The organism is Acidovorax sp. SUPP3434 (assembly GCF_030159015.1).
Lineage (GTDB): Bacteria > Pseudomonadota > Gammaproteobacteria > Burkholderiales > Burkholderiaceae_C > Paracidovorax.
In genome coordinates this window covers 492,067-509,504 of sequence record NZ_BQXL01000002.1, presented here as the reverse complement: position 1 = coordinate 509,504, position 17,438 = coordinate 492,067, and the positions used below count along the sequence as shown (strand labels likewise).

Below are 17,438 nucleotides of genomic sequence, written 5' to 3'. Positions count from 1 at the left end.
CCGGTGATTTTACGGCGTGCCGGCAACCGGTGCCCGCGCAAGGCGATGGGAAAGAAAAAGAGCGATGACCGGCGACTCGCGCCCGCACGGGGCAAAGGGCGCACCGGGCGGTGCGACAGCCAGGCACCGGACGGGCCGGGCACCCCGTGCAGGCGCCACGCCCGGAGGGCTCAGGCGGCCGGCAGCAGCTCGCCCACGCCGTACAGGCCGGCGAGCTTTTGCAGCCCGTCCGGCAGCGACTTCACCTCGAACCGCTTGCCTTCCAGCAGCGCGGCGCGGCGGCAGCCCAGCAGCACCGCCAGCGCCGAAGAGTCGAACGTGGTCAGCGCGCTGGCATCCACCACCAGCAGCTCGTCGCGGTTGGCCTGGAGCCCCTGCAGCAGCATGCGCAAGCTCGCATTGGCCTGCGCATGGGTCAGTTCCGAAGGAAGCACCAGCATCGCGATCGGCTCCGGCGAACGGTCAGCCGCCCTTGGCGGCGTTGGCCTTGTTGCGGGCCACCAGCGACTCGATCAGGCCGTCCACGCCCTTGGCGTTGATCTCCTGCGCGAACTGGCCGCGGTAGGTTTCCACCAGCCACACACCGAGCACGTTCAGGTTGTAGATCTTCCAGCCGGCGCCGTCGCCGGGCGTCTTCTCCAGGCGGTAGTCGAGCTGGATCGGGTCGCCACGGCCCTGGATCTCGGTGCGCACCAGCACGTCCTTGTCGTCCGCGGCCATGCGCAGGGGCTTGACGGTGATGGTCTGGTCGTTCACCTGGCTCAATGCGCCCGAATAGGTGCGCACCAGCAGCGTCTTGAACTCGTCCTGCAGCCGCTTTTGCTGCTCGGGCGTGGCCTGGCGCCAGCCCGGTCCCACGGCCGCGGCGGTCATGCGGCGGAAATTGACGTGCGGCAGGATGGTCTTGTCGACCAGCGCCATGATCTTGTTCACGTCGCCGGCCTTGATGCTCTTGTCGTTGCGGACGGTTTCCAGCACGTCGGCCGACAGGCGCTTGACCAGCGCATCGGGGGCTTCTTCGGCGGCCAGGGCGGCCAGCGGAGCGCCCAGCCAGAGCACGGCGGCGGTGCAGAGGGCGGCGTGGCCCAGGGTGCGTCGATTCATCATCAGTGTCGTTCCTTTCTCGGGCACGCCCAGACGGCGTCCCTTCGATTCGTTCATTCTCGGGTCGGGCCGGAGCCCAGATGCGTCGGCCCGGTGCACGGATGCAAGCAACTGCAACCGCGCCGCGCCAAGGCCGAGGCCCGTCAGCGCGCCGGCTCTTCGGGCAGCTTGCCGCCGCCGTCGTCGTATTCTTGCTCGCCGCTGGTGGCCGGCGCACCGCCTTCTTGGCTGCGAACCTGTAGGAACACATCGCGCGTGAAGCTGTACTTGTCGAGCGCGGCCGTGTCCAGCACCGAGCTGGCGCGCAGCAGGTTGGAGCGGATGTTCACCACGCGCAGGGCATACAGCGAATTGCGCGCCGACACCGGGTCCACATACGAGACGAGGTCGCCCTTGGCATCGACCGGCAGCGCCAGCGTGTCGCGCACGGTGGACGGGCCCAGCAGCGGCAGCACGAGATACGGGCCGGTGGGGATGCCCCAGTGGCCGAGCGTGAGACCGAAGTCCTGCTTGGCGCGGTCCACGCCCATTTCGCTGGCCACGTCGAACACGCCCCCTAGGCCGAACACCGTGTTCACGTTGAAGCGCACCAGGCTGTTGAGCGCGCCCTCGCCGCGCAGCTGCAGCAGGTTGTTCACGAACGACCAGGCATCGCCCAGGTTGGAGAAGAAGTTGCTCACGCCGGTGCGCACGGGCGCGGGCGTGATGTCGCGGTAGGCCGTGGCGACCGGCCGCAGGATGATCGAATCGACGTTGTCGTTGAAGTTCGTCATGCTGCGGTTGTAGGGCTCCAGCGGGTCACGCGGGTTGGCCCCGGGGCCGCTGGCGCAGCCCGTCAGGAAGAGCGCGCCCAATGCCAGTGCGCTGCCGTGGGCCAGGGCCCGTTTCATGGTCGTTGTTGTCGTCATTTTTTGCCACCTGTGCTGGAGGAAGGCGCGCTGCTGTTGCCGCCGCCCTCTGCCTTGCCATAGAGAAATTGTCCGATCAGGTTTTCCAGCACCACGGCCGACTGGGTGGAGGAGATCTTGTCGCCTTCCGCCAGGTTGGCCTCGTCGGCACCGGCCTGGATGCCGATGTACTGGTCGCCCAGCAGGCCGCTCGTGAGGATCTTGAGCGAGCTGTCCTTGGGGAACGCATAGCGTTTTTGCAGCTCCAGCGTCACCTTGGCCTGGAAGCTCTTGTCGTCGAAGGTGATGGACTGCACGCGGCCCACCACCACGCCGGCGCTGCGCACCGCCGCCTGGGGCTTCAAGCCGCCGATGTTGTCGAACAGCGCGGTGACCTGGTAGCCGGTCTGGAAGTTCAACTTGAGCAGGTTGGCGGACTGCAAGGCCAGAAAGACCAGCGCCGCGCCGCCCAGCAGGACGAACAGGCCGACCCAGATATCGTTTTTGGAATGCTGCATGTGTATGTTTCCTAGGGGTTGCGGGCGTGCGGCCCCGTCAAATACTGAACATCAGGGCGGTGAGGACGAAGTCCAGCCCCAGCACGGCGAGCGACGCCATCACCACCGTGCGCGTGGTGGCCCGCGACACGCCTTCGGGCGTGGGCTTGGCCAGGTAGCCCTGCAGCAGCGCGATGAACGTGACGGTGACGCCGAACACGAGGCTCTTGAGCACCCCGTTGCCCACGTCCTTCCACACGTCCACGCCGCCCTGCATCTGGCCCCAGAAGGCGCCGCCGTCCACGCCGATCATGAGCACGCCCACGATCCAGCCGCCGATCACGCCCACCGCGCTGAACACCGCGGCCAGCAGCGGCATGGTGAACACGCCGGCCCAGAAACGCGGCGCGAGGATGCGGCGCACCGGATCGACGGCCATCATCTCCATGGCCGAGAGTTGCTCGCCCGCGCGCATGAGGCCGATCTCGGCCGTGAGCGAGGTGCCCGCGCGGCCAGCGAACAGCAGCGCCGTGACCACCGGGCCCAGCTCGCGCACCAGCGACAGCGCCACCAGAAGGCCCAGCGATTCGGCCGAGCCGTAGCGCTGCAGCGTGTAGTAGCCCTGCAGGCCGAGCACGAAGCCCACGAACAGGCCCGACACGGCGATGATGGACAGCGAATAGTTGCCCAGGAAATGGATCTGGTCGCGCACCAGCCCCGGGCGCTGCAGCGTGGGGCCGATCAGGGCCACCAGCCGGCCGAACAGGCGCGCCGCGCGCCCCACGCCGGCCAGGTGGCTGCGCACCGCGAAGCCCACATCGGAAGGACGCCACCAGCTCATCGCGCACCTCCGGGGGTCGGGCCGAAATCCTGCGCCACGTCGGGGCCGGGGTAATGGAACGGCACGGGGCCGGTGGGCAGCGCGTGCACGAACTGGTGCACCAGCGGGTCGCGGCTGGCGCGCACCTCGTCGGGCGTGCCCTGCGCGGCCACGGTGCCGGGGCCGAGCACGATCACGTGATCGGCCACGCGGAAGGTCTCTTCCACGTCGTGCGAGACGATGAGGGTGGTCAGGCCCATGGCGTCGTTCAGTTGCCGGATGAGCTGGGCTGCCGTGCCGAGGGAAATGGGGTCGAGCCCGGCGAAGGGCTCGTCGTACATGATGAGTTCGGGGTCCAGGGCGATCGCCCGGGCCAGCGCCACGCGCCGGGCCATGCCGCCCGAGACCTGGCTGGGCATGAGGTCGCGCGCGCCGCGCAGGCCCACGGCGTTGAGCTTCATCAGCACGATGTCGCGGATCAGTTCCTCGGGCAGGTCGGTGTGCTCGCGCAGCGGAAAGGCCACGTTCTCGAACACGCTCATGTCGGTGAACAGCGCGCCGAACTGGAACAGCATGCCCATGCGGCGCCGCGCGGCGTAGAGCGTGGCGGCATCCATGCGGCCCACGTCCTGGCCGCCGACCAGCACCTCGCCCTGCTGCGCCCGCTGCTGGCCGCCGATGAGGCGCAGCACCGTGGTCTTGCCGCCGCCGGAGGCGCCCATGAGCGCCGTGACCTTGCCGCGCGGCACGGACAGCGAAACGTCGCGCAGGATGTCGCGCTCGCCGTACGAGAACGTCACGTTGCGCAGTTCGACCAGAAGTGGGTGCTCAGGCATTCAGAGGGGATGAAGAAGGGGACCAACCGGTGATTGTCGCGGGTCAGGGCAAACCCCGGGCATGCGATGGTAACGCAAACATACATGCATGGATGTTTGCAAAAATCCAGGGGGTGCGAATGCTCATTTTTCGATAGCGCCATGCCCTAGTCATGATTGCCTTGGAAGCCGATTTGACTTAGATTTTACCGACCACCGAATGCCGGTCAAAGCATGCTGCGAAGAAATGCCTGGGTGCGCGCATGTTGCGGATTTGCGAAAAACGCCGCCGCCGGGGCCGATTCGATCAGCTCCCCCCGGTCCATGAACACCACGCGGTGGGCCACCTCGCGCGCAAAGCCCATCTCGTGGGTGACGACCAGCATGGTCATGCGGTCGCTGGCCAGCTCGCGCATGGTGCGCAGCACCTCGCCGGTCAGTTCGGGGTCGAGGGCGGAAGTGGGCTCGTCGAACAGCAGGATGTCGGGCTCCATGGCCAGTGCGCGGGCGATGGCCACGCGCTGCTTTTGCCCGCCCGACAGCCGGCCCGGAAAGTGGTCGCGCTTGTCCGACAGGCCCACCTTGGCCAGCAGCGCCTCGGCGCGGGCCACCGCGGCCTCGCGCGGCATGCCGCGCACCACTATGGGCGCCTCGATCAGGTTCTGCAGCACGGTCAGGTGCGGGAACAGGTTGAACGACTGGAACACCATGCCCATCTTGCGGCAGATGCCGCGCACGCGGGCCTCGGACACGTAGGTGCAGCGGCCCGACGCGTCGGTGGTCGCCAGCGCCTCGCCTTCGATGGCGATGTGGCCGCTGTCGATGGTCTCCAGGTGGTTCAGGCAGCGCAGAAAGGTGCTCTTGCCCGAGCCCGAGGGCCCGATCACCGCCACCACCTCGCCGCGCCCGAGGGTGAGCGACACGTCGCGCAGCACCGGCGTGCCGCCGAAGGCCTTGTGCAGGCCGCGCGCTTCGATCATGGGCACCGCGCCCGCCGCGTCAATCGTCGTGTCTGGCATAGCGTTTCTCCAGGCGCTGGAAGCCCCAGGTGAGCACCAGGGTCATGGTCAGATAAAAAGCCGCCGCCACGATGAACGGCGTGGTGGTGAAGTCGCGCTGCACGATGCCGCGCGCGGCGCGCAGCAGGTCGTTCAGGGCCAGCACGTAGATGAGGGAGGTGTCCTTGACCAGGGTGATGGTCTCGTTGCTCATGGGCGGCAGGATGCGGCGCACCATCTGCGGCAGCACGATGCGGCGCATGGTCTGGCCGTAGGTCATGCCCAGCACGCGGGCGGCCTCGTACTGGCCCCGGTCCACCGACTGGATGCCGGAGCGGAAGATCTCCGCGAAGTACGCCGCGTAGTTGAGCGCGAAGGCCACCACGGCGGCGGGAAAGTCCGGCAGCCGCACGCCGATGACCGGCACGAACGGTAGCGCGAAATAGATGAACAGCATCTGCAGCATGAGCGGCGTGCCGCGCATGAGCCAGATGTAGCCGTTGACCAGCGCCGACAGCGGCGCCAGGCGCGACACCCGTGCCAGCGCCAGTGCGAGCCCGAGCGGCACGGCCAGCACCAGCGTGATGGCGAAGAGCTTCAGCGTGACCGCAGCGCCCTGCGCCATCGGCCCCAGAAGGGAGAGAACGTAATCCATCTATGAGCTACGAGAGTCCATGGCTAAACGACTGCGGCCGGCAAGGCCTGCAACCTGGGCAACTGGCGCGGCCCGATACCAGCGGCAGCCGCGCAAGGGCCGCCCCGCCGCGCCGGCTGCGTCCCCCTTCCCGCATCACGCAGTGAGGCGAGAGAAGGGGGAAGGCGCGCAGCGCCTCAGGGGGTTGTTCTTTATTTGACGATGTTCTTGCCGAACCACTGCGTGGCGATCTTTCCGGCCGTGCCGTCCTGCTTCATGTCGGCCAGGGCCTTGTCCAGGCGGCCCTGCAGCGCGGTGTCGTCCTTGCGCACGCCCACGCCGTAGTCTTCGGTGCCGAAGTGCTCGTCCAGCACGGCGTAGGCGCCGGGCTTCTTGGCCACGTAGTAGCGGCCCACCACTTCATCGACCACCACGGCTTCCAGGCGGCCGGTGGACAGGTCCATCAGCGCCGTCACGTTGTCGCCGAAGGTCTTGAACTCCTTGAACGACTTGAACACGGCGTCTTCCTTCTTGACCGCATCGACCGCGCTGCTGCCCTCCTGCGCGCCCACCACCTTGCCGGCCAGATCGGCCTTGGCCTTGATGGGGGACTGGGCCGACACCACGACGATCTGGTGGTTCTCCATGTACGGCGCGGTGAAGGCGATGTTCTGCTTGCGCTCGGGCGTGATGGTCAGCCCGTTCCACAGCGCATCCACGCGCTGGCCGGACAGCTCGGCCTCCTTGGCGCTCCAGTCGATCGGCTTGAACTCCACCGCCACGCCCATGCGCCTGGCGGCTTCGCGCGCCATGTCGATGTCAAAGCCCACCAGTTCGTTCTTCTCGTCGCGAAAGCCCATGGGCGGGAAGTTGTCGTCCAGGCCCACCACGATCTTGGTGGCGGCGGCCGGTGCGGGGGCGGCGGCCGCAGCGGGCTGCGCGCTGTCGTTCTTGCCGCAACCGGCCAGCAGGGCGCCCAGGGACATCAATAAAACGGCTGCAATCTTTTTCATGGCGTATCGGGTGTTCCAGAGAGACGAAAAGCAATGCGCGCGGCGGCCCGGGACAGCGGGCGGCCACGCGCGAAGGGGGTGGGACCAGGCCGGTATTGTCTCCGACCGCGCGAAACGCGCCCCAAGGCGGTGCAGCGCGCGCCAGCAGATGAGAACCAAAATGGCCTGCAGCGCAATCATCACTAGGGCATACCGCTATCATTTAAATAGCAAACCAAAACCCGAAGAGTGCACCAGAAGGCATCCCGGCACGGGCAACGGGCCCGTGGTCGGGCCACCGCCCACGGATGAGATAATGCGACACATTCTCATTGACCGCCCACCGGGCGTTTACCCATCGGATTCCCGCCCGTGGCTCCCGTGTCCGCCGCCCACCACGCCGCCGCGCCCGCCCCCGGGCCGGCCGAAGAAATCGGCCGCCTGTACGGCGCGCACCACCGCTGGCTGCTGGGCTGGCTGCGCGCACGGCTGGGCTGCCCCGACCAGGCGGCGGACCTGGCGCAGGACACCTTCGTGCGGCTGCTCGCCCACCGGCTGGGCGCCGAAGCCGGCACCGAAGCCGACGCACACGCCGCCACGCCGCGCGAGCCCCGGGCCTACCTGGTCACCGTGGCGGGCCGGCTCGTGGCCAATCACTTTCGCCGGCTGTCGCTGGAGCGCGCCTGGCTCGACGCGCTGGCCACGCTGCCCGAAGCGCAGTGGCCCTCGGCCGAACAGCACGCCATGGCCCGCCAGGCGCTGCACCGGCTGGATGCGGCCCTGGCCGGCCTGCCCGAGCGCGCACGGCGCGCCTTCCTGTTGTCGCAGATCGAGGGGCAGGACTACGCCCGCATCGCCGCCACGCTGGGCGTGACCGAGCGCAGCGTCAAGCGCTACATGGCGCAGGCCTTCGAAGCCTGCATCCTGGCGGTGGATTGAGCCCCGCCGCCGCACCCCTGCCCCCGGACCGCGCCGCCGTGCGCGCGGCGGCGCAATGGCTGGCCCGGCTGCATGCCGGCGACGCCACGGCGCAGGACCACGCAGCCTGCGAGCGCTGGCGCACCGAGCACCCCGAGCACGAACGCGCCTGGCAGCGCGCGCAGCGCATGCAGGCGCAGCTGGGCCTCATCAGCCCGCCGCTCGCGCAGGCCGTGCTGGGCCGGGCGCGCGGTAATGGGCGGCGCCGTGCGCTGCGCGCGCTCGGCGGCCTGGCCGTGGCGCTGCCCACCGCGCACCTGGCCTGGCGCCAGTGGGGCGAGGCCTTCACGGCCGACCACCGCACGGCGCGGGGCGAGCGCCGCGACCTCGTGTTGCCCGACGGCACGCGCCTGTGGCTCAACACCGCCACGGCCATCGACGTGGCCTATTCGCCCACGCAGCGCACCGTGCGGCTGCTGCACGGCGAGGTGCTGGTGCAGACCGGCGCGGACGCCGGCGCGCCCGGCCACCGCACCTTCGTGCTCGCCACGCGCGAGGGCGAGCTGCGCCCGCTGGGCACGCGCTTCGTGGCGCGCGACGCGTCGGACGGCTGCCGGCTCACGGTGCACGAAGGCGCCGTGGCCGTGCGCACTGCACAGGGGCTGGCGCAGACCGTGCCGGCGGGGCAGGCGCTGCGCTTCACCGCCGGCCGGATGGCGCCCATCGCGCCCGCCGACCCGTTCGCCGGGCGCTGGACCGAGGGCCTGCTGGTGGCGCGCAACCAGCCGCTGGGGGAGTTCCTCGAAGACCTCGCCCGCTACCGCGCCGGCGTGGTGCAGTGCGACCCGGCCGTGGCCGCGCTGCGCATCACCGGCGCCTTCCAGATCGACCGCAGCGACGCCGTGCTCGACGCCCTGCCCCGCACCCTGCCGGTGCGCGTGGCCTGGCGCACGCGCTACTGGGCGCGGGTGCTGCCGGCCACCGTGCAGGACTGATGGCAGGGCGAATGGCCGGGCTGCGCACGCGGGCGGGCTGCCTGGCGCTGTGCCTGCTGGCGGGCGCGGCCGCGGCGCAATCCGTGGCCCCCGCGCCGCGGGCGGTCGAACTGCCCCCGGGCCCGCTGGCCGACCGGCTGCCGGCCCTGGCGGCGCAGACGGGGGCTTCGGTGCAGGCCGATGCGGCGCTGCTGCGCGGCCTGCAGGCGCCCGGCGTGGCGGGGCGGTTCACGCCGGCCGAGGCGCTGGCGCGGCTGCTGGCGGGCACGGGGCTCGCGGCGGCCGAGGAGGCGCCGGGCGTCTTCGTGCTGCGGCCCGCAGGCGCAATGACCGCCGCGTCGGCCCTGCCCGGGCCGGACGCCGCCGTGCTGCCCGTGGTGCGCGTGACCGCCCTGCGCGAGGCCGGGGGCACCGACGCCGCTCTCTGGAGCGGCAACGGGCGCGGGGCCGGCGCCGCCACGCGCACGGCCACGCCCGCGCTCGCGGTGCCGCAGGCCCTGTCCACCCTGCCGCGCCCGACCTTGGACGCCCTGGGCGCCACGCGCCTGGACGACGCGCTCGACTACGTGCCCGGCGTGTCGCGCCAGAACGACTTCGGCGGCACCTGGGACAACATCGCCCTGCGCGGCTTCGCCGGCCACGAGGACACCGGCATGAGCCTGCTGCGCAACGGCATGGCCGGCAACCGGGGCTACAACGCGCCGCGCGACACGGCCAACGTGGAGCGCTTCGAGTTCCTGCGCGGGCCTGTGGCGGCGCTGTACGGCGTGTCCGAGCCCGGCGGCACACTCAACGTGGTGACGCAGCCCGCGCCGTGGGAGCCGCTGCGCACGATCGAGGCGAGCCTGGGCCGCTGGAACACAAGGCGCGCCGTGCTCACGCTGGGCGGCCCGCTGGATGCTTCGGCAGGCACCGCGCCGGAGTCGGGTGAACCCGCGCGCATCGCCTACCGCCTCACCGCCGTGGGCGAGGACAAGGGCAGTTTTCGCGAGCACGTGCGCACGCGCCGCGAAATGCTGGCGCCGGCACTCACCTGGCGCCTCGCCGAGGCCACCACGCTGCGCTACGACGGCGAATGGCTGCGCCAGCGCGCGCCGCTGGACCGGGGCGTGGTGGCGCTCGGCGCGCAGGTGGGCACCGTGCCGGTCACGCGCTTCTACGGCGATCCCGGCGACGGCGACCTGGCCATGGTCAACCAGACGCACCAGTGGCTGCTGGACCACGCCCTGGCCCCCGGCTGGCGCCTGCATGCGGGCCTGATGGCGCGGCGCGGCACCATGGTGGGCTTCACCACCTACGGCCACGGCTACGGCGAGGCGCTGGCCGACCTGGAGGCACGCGGCTGGCTGTGGCGCCAGCGGCGCTGGCGCGATTTCGCCTCCAGCGACCGATCGGGCCAGCTCGATCTGCAGGGGCAGTGGGAGACGGGCGGCCTGCGGCACACGCTGCTGGCGGGGATGGAGGTGTTTCGCTTCCGGCTCTCGCAGGTCATGCAGCAGTCGCCGGCCGGCACCTGGCAGGCCGATGGCATCGACGTGCGCCAGCCCATGTACGGCGACGAGCGGCCGGCGACGCAGGATTTTCTGTCCACCGACGAGCACCAGCGCGGCCTGGGCCTGTACCTGCAGGACCAGATCGAACTGGCGCCGCAGTGGCAGGCGCTGCTGGGCCTGCGCCACGACCGCTTCCGGCAGGCCGTGGACGACCGGCTGGCCGGCGGCACGCGGCGCCAGTCGCAGGGCGCCCTGTCGCCGCGCGCGGGGCTGACCTGGTTGCCCGTGCCGGGCTGGGCGGTGTATGCCAGCCTCGGCGCCTCGTTCCGCCCGAACGTGGGCGTGGACGTGCAGGGCGGCGCCTTCGCGCCCGAGAAAGGCCTGGCGCGCGAGATCGGCGTGAAGTGGCAGCCGCCCGAAGGCCCGCTGTCGGCATCGCTCGCGCTCTACGACATCGCCAAGCGCAATGTGCTCGTCACCGACCCGCAGCACCCGGACCACAGCGTGGCGGCCGCCCGCGTGCGCAGCCGGGGCGCGGAGTTCGAGCTGGCGGGCCGGCCTGCGGCCGGCTGGAGCGTGGTGGCCGGCGGCGCCTGGCTGCAGCGGTCGCTGCCGCAGTTTCCGCGCGCGAGCGGCAGCCTGCTGCTGGTGCGCGAATGGGCGCTGGACGGCAACGGCGGCGGAGCGGGCGGGCACACCGTCGGCCTCGGGGGTGGGCTCACGCACGTGGGCGAGCGCACGGGCGATGCCGGATCGCCCCGGCTGCCCGCCTACACCACCACGCGGCTGCTGGCGCACTGGCAGGCAGGGCCCGCGCTGCGCCTGTCGCTGCAGGTGGACAACGCGTTCGACAAACGCTATTACGCCAGCGCCTACAACCGCGTGTGGGTAGTGCCCGGCGCGCCGCGCCACGTCACGCTGACGGCCAGGCACACGTTCTGACCGCGGACTAAACGCCCCACAGGCACCACGCCAGCACAGCCAGCGCGGCCAGGGCACCCCAGGTCGGGCGCGAGTGGCCCGTCGACGCGGGCCGCTGCGATCCGGGGGTGAAATGGCCCTGCCGGACCCGCCAGGCCTGGGCGATCGCCTGGCCCACGGCCGTGGCGGCCTCGGTGCCGGCGATGCCGGGCGTGAGGCGCACGCGGCCCCCTTCGGGCACCGGCGCGTACAGCGCGAAGTAGGCTTTTTCGCTGGGGCCGCTGCCCGTGACCCGTTGCAGCGCGCGGACCAGCGCCTGGGTGGCCTCGCCCGGCACCACCCGCGCGTGCGACCACAGCCAGGAGCGGCGCTGCACGATCAGGCCGGCGTCCTGCACCGCCAGCGTCCAGCGCCGGGAGGCGGCATGCAGCAACGCCACCGCCAGGGCCCATCCGGCGCCTGCGGCCGCCGGAGTGCGCCACCCGGCGGCGGCCAGGGACACGCCAAGCCCGTCCAGGGCCACCGCGCCGAGCGCCAGAGTCACCAGCACGATGCCGGCCACCCAGGTCCAGCCGCCCGGGCGAAAGACGAAGTGCCAAGCGTGCCGGGTTTCCTGCAGCGTGACGGCGGGCGGCAGGAACATGGGGGCCTCGTCATCCTGCTCCGCGCCCAGCCCCGCCGGGCGGGCGCTGACGGGAACGGGCGTGCCCTTCCAGGCCGCCCGGCGGTCGAAGCGGTCCGGCGGCTCCCCTGACAGGGGCTGCGCCGCCGCCTGGACCGGCACGTCGCACGTCCACTCCGGCGCACCTTCCGGCGTGCGCAGCAGGTCCAGCCGCCATTCCACGCGCTCGCCCGAGCGCCGGGCGCCACTGGTCGGCGCATCGGGCGGAACCAGGAAATGCGCCGCCAGCCGCAGCCGGCCGCCGCTGGCCGGCTGCATCGCCACGGGCTCGGCGAAAGACTCCACGCACCGCTCGGGTGAGCCCGAACTCGCCTCGTCCACCCGATACTGGGCCAGTCGCAACTGAAAGCTGTGCCCCTGCATGCGGGGCGCTGCACGGGCCGGCACCACCAGCGCCACCTCGACCGGATGCCCTGCCAGCGGCCGCGCGGGCTGCAAGGCGAGCCAGGTGCCCGCATACCGCCAGACCAGGTACGTGACATGCCCCGAGTACCACAGCAGCCCGATGCCCACCAGAGCGCACAGGCCGACGACCCCCTTGGCGAGCCACGGAATATGGGGATCGGCCCACAGCAAGGCGGCCATCGGGACACTGAAGCCGCACCAGAACAAGGCGATGAGCCACAGGATGCCGAGGGATCGGCGTGCCGTGTTCCCCGGCGGGGGCGCTGGCCCGTCCGACAGGGACGCGGCATCGGCCTCTTCGCGCGAGATCCTGCGCCAGCGCAGCAGGACGAAGACGAACACCCAGGCCGCCACCAGGCCCACGCCGGTGAACACCAGGGCAAAGGGCAGGCGAAACAGCTGCAGGCGCCAGCGGATGGCGGGGTCGATCAGCGATTGCGACGGTTCGGCCGGGTTCACCCACGCGGTGACGGTGTGCCCGCTGGCCTGGGCGTTTTGCAGCCGCGCGAGCCACCCGCGATGCCAGCCGTCGAAGTCCATCGATTCGCCGTGGCCTGTCGGGTCCAGGCCCACGCGGGTGCCTTCATGGGACTTGCCGTCCACGGCGTAGCGGTATCGGGCCTGCACTTCGAACGCGGGCCCTGCGCCGCTGTCCGGACGGCGCTCGTCCCGCCGAAGCTCCGCGGCGAGGACCTCGGCCGGCACCGGCTGCCAGCGGTGGTGCACCTCCCACGCCAGGCGCAGGGTGCTGACCAGGGGCCGGAGCCCGAAGGTGTAGCCAACCACGCCAAATCCCATGGCGAAGACGGCGCTGAACGCCAGCATTGCCAGTCGGGTGCCGATGCTGCCTGCCCTCGTCCGCTCTCTGGCCACGGGTTCTCCTCGTCAATGTCGTTTTTATGGCTGAAGAATATCAAGCCCCGCGCCGCCAAGGGCCGCATGGCTGGGAGCGAAACGCCCCGGCGCGGCGCGCGCGCAACACTTTGCAAACATCGATCGAAACAAAGCAAAAGGGCTGTCCCCTTTCCGGGGGGCTGCGTGTCTTCTTCTCGATAACCACCAACGAGAGAAGCGCCGATGCACCGCCACCCGACCCCTGACCAGCGATTTCCGATCCCCCCGTCCGCCGCCGCCCGCGGCCCGCGCCGCTCGCTGCTGGCCGCTGCCAGCCTCGCGGCCCTGGTGCAGGGCACCGCCCTGCCCGCCTTCGCCCAGGCGCCCACGGCTGCCGAGCCGCAACTGCCCGCCACCGAGGTCGTCGGCCGCCAGCAGTCCGGCCAGTACCACGCCCAGGAATCCGAGGGCGCGACCAAGACCGACACGCCGCTGCGCGAAGTGCCCCAGGCCGTGCGCGTGGTCACGCGCCAGCTGGTCGACGACCTGGGCGCCCAGCGCCTCGATGACGTGCTGGACTACGTGGCCGGCGTTTCGCGGCAGAACAACTTCGGCGGCATCTGGGACAACGTGGCCATGCGCGGCTTCGTGGGCCACGAGGACATGGGCATGGGCCTGCTGCGCAACGGCATGCCGGCCAACCGCGGCTTCAACGCGCCGCGCGACACCGCCAACGTGGAGCGCTTCGAATTCCTCAAGGGCACCATGGGCGCGCTGTACGGCAACAGCGAGCCGGGCGGCACGGTGAACGTCGTGACCAAGCCGCCCCTGTTCAAGGCCGCGCATTCGGTCGAGGCCTACTACGGCACGCACGACGCCAAGCGCATGGCGCTGGACAGCACCGGCCCGCTGAACGGCAGCGCCACCGAGCCCGCCACGCTGGCCTACCGCCTCAACGTGTCGGTGGAGGACAAGGACAGCTTCCGCGACTTCGTGCACAGCCGCCGCGAGCTGATCGCCCCGGCCATCACCTGGAAGCTCGGCCCCGACACCGTGCTGCGCTACGACGGCGAGTGGCTGCGCCAGCGCGCGCCGCTCGACCGGGGCGTGGTCTCGGTCAACGGCCAATTGGGCGCGGTGCCCACCTCGCGCTTTTACGGCGAACCCGGCGACGGCGACATCACCGTGGACAACCAGACGCACCAGTTCTTCCTGGAGCAGGCGCTGTCGGCCGACTGGAGCCTGCGCGCCGGCCTGCAGTACAAGCGCAACACGCTGGCCGGCCTGGCCAGTGAATCCCACCAGTACGGCCCGTCGCCCTGCCAGACCTCGGTCGAGGCCAGCGGCTGGCTGTGCCGCCGGCTCATCCGCCGCGACTTCCGGTCCGAGGACACCACGGTGCAGCTCGACCTGAACGGGCGCCTCACGACCGGTGCCTTCCAGCACGAACTGCTGGTCGGCGCCGAGGTGTCGCGCTTCGACATGGACCAGACCATGCTCACCCAGGCCGGCGGCGGCCGCTTCGGCTACGGCATCAGCGTGGCCAACCCGGTATACGGCGCCGCCGCGCGGCCCGCGCTCACGGCCCGCGCCATCGACCGCACGGTGGAAGACCGCACCACCGCCTTCTACGTGCAGGACCAGATCAGCCTCACTCCCCAGTGGAAGCTCCTGGCCGGCGTGCGCCACGACCGCTACCGCGGCGAGATCGACGAGCGCAGCACGGGCCGCGTCACCACCCAGGACCCGAGCGCCACCTCGCCGCGCCTGGGCCTGACCTGGCTGGCCACGCCCGAGGTGTCGGTGTACGCCAGCGCCGGCCGATCGTTCCGCGCGCAGGCCCAGACCACCGCGTCCGGCCAGCAGATCCAGCCCGAGATCGGCACCGCGCGCGAGCTGGGCATGAAGTGGCAGAGCGCCGATGCGCGCCTGGGCGGCAGCGTGGCGCTGTTCGACATCAGCAAGCGCAACACGGCCACCTGGGACGACGACGGCGTGTACCTGGTGCCGGTGCCCGGCAAGGTCCGCAACCGGGGCCTGGAGGCCGAACTGGCCGGCTGGGTCGCGCCCGGCTGGCGCGTGGCGCTGAGCTACACCTACCTGGACGCCGACCCGCTCATCACCCAGTTCGCACGCCAGAGCGCCAGCGCCTTCGTGACGCACGAAATGGCGCTGGCCGGCGGCGGCCTGCTGGGCGTGGGCGGCGGCTTCACCCACGTGGGCGAGCGCCACGGCGACACGGGCGAGCCGCGCCTGCCTGCCTACACCGTGGCCAAGCTGACCACCTACTGGAACCTGGACAAGCGCCTGCGCGTATCGCTGGACGTGGACAACCTGTTCGACAAGACCTACTACCACAGCGCCTACAACCGCGTCTGGGTCATGCCGGGCAGCCCGCGGCAGGTGACGGTGGGGGTCCAATACAAGTTCTGAGGATTCAGGGCCAAAACAGCCTTCAGCGCAATGAATGCGCCGGCATGACGCTCATTTTTTCATAGCATTCGAGAACGGCGCCGGAAGGCGCCGCTCTTGGCTCCAAGGCGGACAGCCGCACCGCGCGCCGATCGCCGGGCTTCGACAAATTTCAGAACGTTTCAGGACTTCTCAGCCCCCGTTAAGGGCAGAAAGGAGGCCCGTCGCCAGAATCCGTGGGCTGAACGACGCGATCGAAGAATCATCAGGAATTCGAAAACCGCTCTCCGGTGACGAATGGACAGCCAGATTTCGGTAGGAGAGGGAGGTAAGAGGAAAAGAGGAAGGAAAGGGCAACCGGCGCTGCGCCGCGAACGCTGGCCTTTCCACGAAAGCCCCTGCCGTTCGGCAGGGGCTTTTTTTTGGGCCGTTCGGGCCATCGCACCGCTCCAAGGAAAACGGCGCTCCGAAGAGCGCCGTGGTGCTTCAAAGCCTGCCGCTTTTGACGGGACTCAGCGCGGCAAGTCGGAGTAGCCCATCAGGAACTCGTCCACCGAGCGCGCGGCCTGGCGGCCTTCCCGGATGGCCCACACCACCAGGGACTGGCCCCGGCGCATGTCGCCCGCGGCGAACACCTTGGGCACGTTGGTGGCGTAGCCGCCGTCGAAGTCGGTGGTGGCCTTCGCGTTGCCGCGGGCGTCCTTGTCCACGCCGAAGGCGTCCAGCACCTGCGCGACGGGGCTCACGAAGCCCATGGCCAGCAGCACGAGGTCGGCCTTGAGGACCTGCTCGCTGCCGGCCACCTCGACCATCTTGCCTTCCTTCCATTCGACGCGGACGGTCTTGAGGCCGGTGACCTTGCCCTTCTCGCCCAGCAGTTCCTTGGTGGAGATGGCGAACTCGCGCTCGCAACCCTCTTCATGGCTGGAACTGGTGCGCAGCTTGATCGGCCAGTAGGGCCAGGTCATGGGGCGGTTCTCGACCTCGGGCGGCTGGGGCATCAGCTCGAACTGCGTGACGCTCACGGCGCCGTGGCGGTTGCTGGTGCCCACGCAGTCGCTGCCGGTGTCGCCGCCGCCAATGACGATGACGTGCTTGCCGTCGGCGCGCAACTGGCCCTTGAGCTTGTCGCCCGCGTTGACCTTGTTCTGCTGGGGCAGGAACTCCATCGCGAAGTGCACGCCGTCCAGGTCACGGCCCGGCACGGGAAGGTCGCGCGACTGCTCGGCGCCGCCGGTCAGCAGCACGGCGTCGAAGTCCTTTTGCAGCTGCTCGGGCGTGATGGTTTCCTTGGCCCAGTTGGTGACCTTGGAGCCTTTGCCCAGGCCGTCCTTGGCGGCGCCGATGAACACGCCGGTGCGGATGGTGACGCCTTCGGCGGCCATCTGCTCGGCACGGCGGTCGATGTGCGACTTCTCCATCTTGAAGTCGGGAATGCCGTAGCGCAGCAGGCCGCCGATGCGGTCGTTCTTCTCGAACAGGGTCACGTCGTGGCCCGCGCGCGCCAGTTGCTGGGCCGCCGCCATGCCGGCCGGGCCGGAGCCGACCACAGCGACCTTTTTGCCGGTCTTGTGCTTCGGGGGCAGGGGCTTGACCCAGCCCTCGGCCCAGGCGCGGTCGATGATGGCGTGCTCGATCGACTTGATGCCCACCGGGTCGTCGTTCACGTTGAGCACGCAGGCGGCCTCGCAGGGCGCGGGGCAGATGCGGCCGGTGAACTCGGGGAAGTTGTTGGTGCTGTGCAGCACCGCGATGGCGCTCTTCCAGTCCTGCTGGTACACCAGGTCGTTGAAGTCCGGAATGATGTTGTTGACCGGGCAGCCGTTGTTGCAGAACGGCGTGCCGCAGTCCATGCAGCGCGCGCCCTGGATCTTGGCCTGCGCGTCATCCAGGCCGATGACGAATTCCTTGTAGTGCTTCAGGCGCTCGCCGACAGGCTTGTAGCCCTCTTCGATGCGCTCGTATTCCATGAAGCCGGTGGTCTTTCCCATGATGTCTGTCCTTGAATCGTTGAATGCGGTGCGGGTGGAT

Annotated in this window: 15 protein-coding genes; 4 read left to right on the top strand and 11 right to left on the bottom strand. The window is 70.4% G+C overall.

Translation table 11 applies throughout. The features are described from left to right. Window positions 1-170: 170 nt before the first annotated feature. From AVKW3434_RS06020 to AVKW3434_RS05980, 9 genes are all read right to left on the bottom strand, one after another. Entirely contained in the window at window positions 171-440 is a 270-nt protein-coding gene (locus AVKW3434_RS06020; protein WP_284405124.1) for an STAS domain-containing protein, read from the bottom strand. 22 nt (window positions 441-462) lie between these two features. Then, window positions 463-1,107, bottom strand: a complete 645-nt coding sequence (locus AVKW3434_RS06015) for an MlaC/ttg2D family ABC transporter substrate-binding protein (RefSeq protein WP_284396725.1) — start codon at window positions 1,105-1,107, stop codon at window positions 463-465. A 140-nt stretch (window positions 1,108-1,247) separates the two neighbouring features. After that, the gene (locus AVKW3434_RS06010) at window positions 1,248-2,012 is read right to left on the bottom strand and encodes an MlaA family lipoprotein (protein ID WP_272567588.1); all 765 of its coding nucleotides are present in this window, start codon (window positions 2,010-2,012) and stop codon (window positions 1,248-1,250) included. Beyond that, window positions 2,009-2,509 (bottom strand): outer membrane lipid asymmetry maintenance protein MlaD, encoded by a 501-nt coding sequence (gene mlaD / locus AVKW3434_RS06005; RefSeq protein WP_272567587.1) that lies wholly within the window; start codon window positions 2,507-2,509, stop codon window positions 2,009-2,011. Before mlaD ends, AVKW3434_RS06010 begins: the two co-directional genes overlap by 4 nt. 37 nt (window positions 2,510-2,546) lie before the next feature. Further along, window positions 2,547-3,329 carry a lipid asymmetry maintenance ABC transporter permease subunit MlaE gene (gene mlaE, locus AVKW3434_RS06000; protein ID WP_272567584.1) on the bottom strand — a complete coding sequence of 261 codons (783 nt, stop codon included), beginning with the start codon at window positions 3,327-3,329 and terminating at the stop codon, window positions 2,547-2,549. Beyond that, window positions 3,326-4,144 carry an ABC transporter ATP-binding protein gene (locus AVKW3434_RS05995; RefSeq protein ID WP_284396723.1) on the bottom strand — a complete coding sequence of 273 codons (819 nt, stop codon included), beginning with the start codon at window positions 4,142-4,144 and terminating at the stop codon, window positions 3,326-3,328. Before AVKW3434_RS05995 ends, mlaE begins: the two co-directional genes overlap by 4 nt. 206 nt (window positions 4,145-4,350) lie before the next feature. Continuing rightward, the gene (locus AVKW3434_RS05990) at window positions 4,351-5,142 is read right to left on the bottom strand and encodes an amino acid ABC transporter ATP-binding protein (RefSeq protein WP_284405123.1); all 792 of its coding nucleotides are present in this window, start codon (window positions 5,140-5,142) and stop codon (window positions 4,351-4,353) included. Next, window positions 5,123-5,776, bottom strand: a complete 654-nt coding sequence (locus tag AVKW3434_RS05985; protein WP_284405122.1) for an amino acid ABC transporter permease — start codon at window positions 5,774-5,776, stop codon at window positions 5,123-5,125. Before AVKW3434_RS05985 ends, AVKW3434_RS05990 begins: the two co-directional genes overlap by 20 nt. 191 nt (window positions 5,777-5,967) lie before the next feature. Further along, on the bottom strand, window positions 5,968-6,768 hold the full coding sequence (locus AVKW3434_RS05980; RefSeq protein ID WP_284405121.1) for an amino acid ABC transporter substrate-binding protein: 801 nt from the start codon (window positions 6,766-6,768) through the stop codon (window positions 5,968-5,970). Window positions 6,769-7,128: 360 nt separating this feature from the next. Between AVKW3434_RS05980 and AVKW3434_RS05975 the strand changes: the two genes are divergently transcribed. From AVKW3434_RS05975 to AVKW3434_RS05965, 3 genes are read left to right on the top strand one after another with little or no spacing between them, the layout of a single operon-like run. Continuing rightward, window positions 7,129-7,686 carry a sigma-70 family RNA polymerase sigma factor gene (locus AVKW3434_RS05975; protein WP_284405120.1) on the top strand — a complete coding sequence of 186 codons (558 nt, stop codon included), beginning with the start codon at window positions 7,129-7,131 and terminating at the stop codon, window positions 7,684-7,686. After that, window positions 7,683-8,660: a FecR domain-containing protein gene (locus AVKW3434_RS05970; RefSeq protein WP_284405119.1), complete on the top strand. Its 978-nt coding sequence runs from the start codon at window positions 7,683-7,685 to the stop codon at window positions 8,658-8,660. Before AVKW3434_RS05975 ends, AVKW3434_RS05970 begins: the two co-directional genes overlap by 4 nt. An 11-nt stretch (window positions 8,661-8,671) precedes the next feature. Next, window positions 8,672-11,095 carry a TonB-dependent siderophore receptor gene (locus AVKW3434_RS05965; protein WP_284405118.1) on the top strand — a complete coding sequence of 808 codons (2,424 nt, stop codon included), beginning with the start codon at window positions 8,672-8,674 and terminating at the stop codon, window positions 11,093-11,095. Between the two features lie 7 nt (window positions 11,096-11,102). Here the strand turns inward: AVKW3434_RS05965 and AVKW3434_RS05960 are convergent, their stop codons facing one another. Then, window positions 11,103-13,034, bottom strand: a complete 1,932-nt coding sequence (locus AVKW3434_RS05960) for a DUF3592 domain-containing protein (RefSeq protein WP_284405117.1) — start codon at window positions 13,032-13,034, stop codon at window positions 11,103-11,105. A gap of 204 nt (window positions 13,035-13,238) precedes the next feature. Between AVKW3434_RS05960 and AVKW3434_RS05955 the strand changes: the two genes are divergently transcribed. After that, a complete protein-coding gene (locus tag AVKW3434_RS05955; protein ID WP_284405116.1) occupies window positions 13,239-15,428 on the top strand; it encodes a TonB-dependent siderophore receptor in 2,190 nt (729 codons plus the stop codon). Between the two features lie 491 nt (window positions 15,429-15,919). Here AVKW3434_RS05955 and AVKW3434_RS05950 read toward each other — a convergent pair whose 3' ends face one another. Beyond that, window positions 15,920-17,398 (bottom strand): glutamate synthase subunit beta, encoded by a 1,479-nt coding sequence (locus AVKW3434_RS05950; RefSeq protein WP_284405115.1) that lies wholly within the window; start codon window positions 17,396-17,398, stop codon window positions 15,920-15,922. Between the last annotated feature and the right edge of the window lie 40 nt (window positions 17,399-17,438).

What these genes read in the sequence shown, in the direction of transcription:
- AVKW3434_RS06020 (WP_284405124.1), bottom strand. Translation starts at nt 440, where the DNA reads ATGCTGGTGCTTCCTTCGGAACTGACCCATGCGCAGGCCAATGCGAGC.
- AVKW3434_RS06015 (WP_284396725.1), bottom strand. Translation starts at nt 1,107, where the DNA reads ATGATGAATCGACGCACCCTGGGCCACGCCGCCCTCTGCACCGCCGCC.
- AVKW3434_RS06010 (WP_272567588.1), bottom strand. Translation starts at nt 2,012, where the DNA reads ATGACGACAACAACGACCATGAAACGGGCCCTGGCCCACGGCAGCGCA.
- mlaD (WP_272567587.1), bottom strand. Translation starts at nt 2,509, where the DNA reads ATGCAGCATTCCAAAAACGATATCTGGGTCGGCCTGTTCGTCCTGCTG.
- mlaE (WP_272567584.1), bottom strand. Translation starts at nt 3,329, where the DNA reads ATGAGCTGGTGGCGTCCTTCCGATGTGGGCTTCGCGGTGCGCAGCCAC.
- AVKW3434_RS05995 (WP_284396723.1), bottom strand. Translation starts at nt 4,144, where the DNA reads ATGCCTGAGCACCCACTTCTGGTCGAACTGCGCAACGTGACGTTCTCG.
- AVKW3434_RS05990 (WP_284405123.1), bottom strand. Translation starts at nt 5,142, where the DNA reads ATGCCAGACACGACGATTGACGCGGCGGGCGCGGTGCCCATGATCGAA.
- AVKW3434_RS05985 (WP_284405122.1), bottom strand. Translation starts at nt 5,776, where the DNA reads ATGGATTACGTTCTCTCCCTTCTGGGGCCGATGGCGCAGGGCGCTGCG.
- AVKW3434_RS05980 (WP_284405121.1), bottom strand. Translation starts at nt 6,768, where the DNA reads ATGAAAAAGATTGCAGCCGTTTTATTGATGTCCCTGGGCGCCCTGCTG.
- AVKW3434_RS05965 (WP_284405118.1), top strand. Translation starts at nt 8,672, where the DNA reads ATGGCCGGGCTGCGCACGCGGGCGGGCTGCCTGGCGCTGTGCCTGCTG.
- AVKW3434_RS05955 (WP_284405116.1), top strand. Translation starts at nt 13,239, where the DNA reads ATGCACCGCCACCCGACCCCTGACCAGCGATTTCCGATCCCCCCGTCC.
- AVKW3434_RS05950 (WP_284405115.1), bottom strand. Translation starts at nt 17,398, where the DNA reads ATGGGAAAGACCACCGGCTTCATGGAATACGAGCGCATCGAAGAGGGC.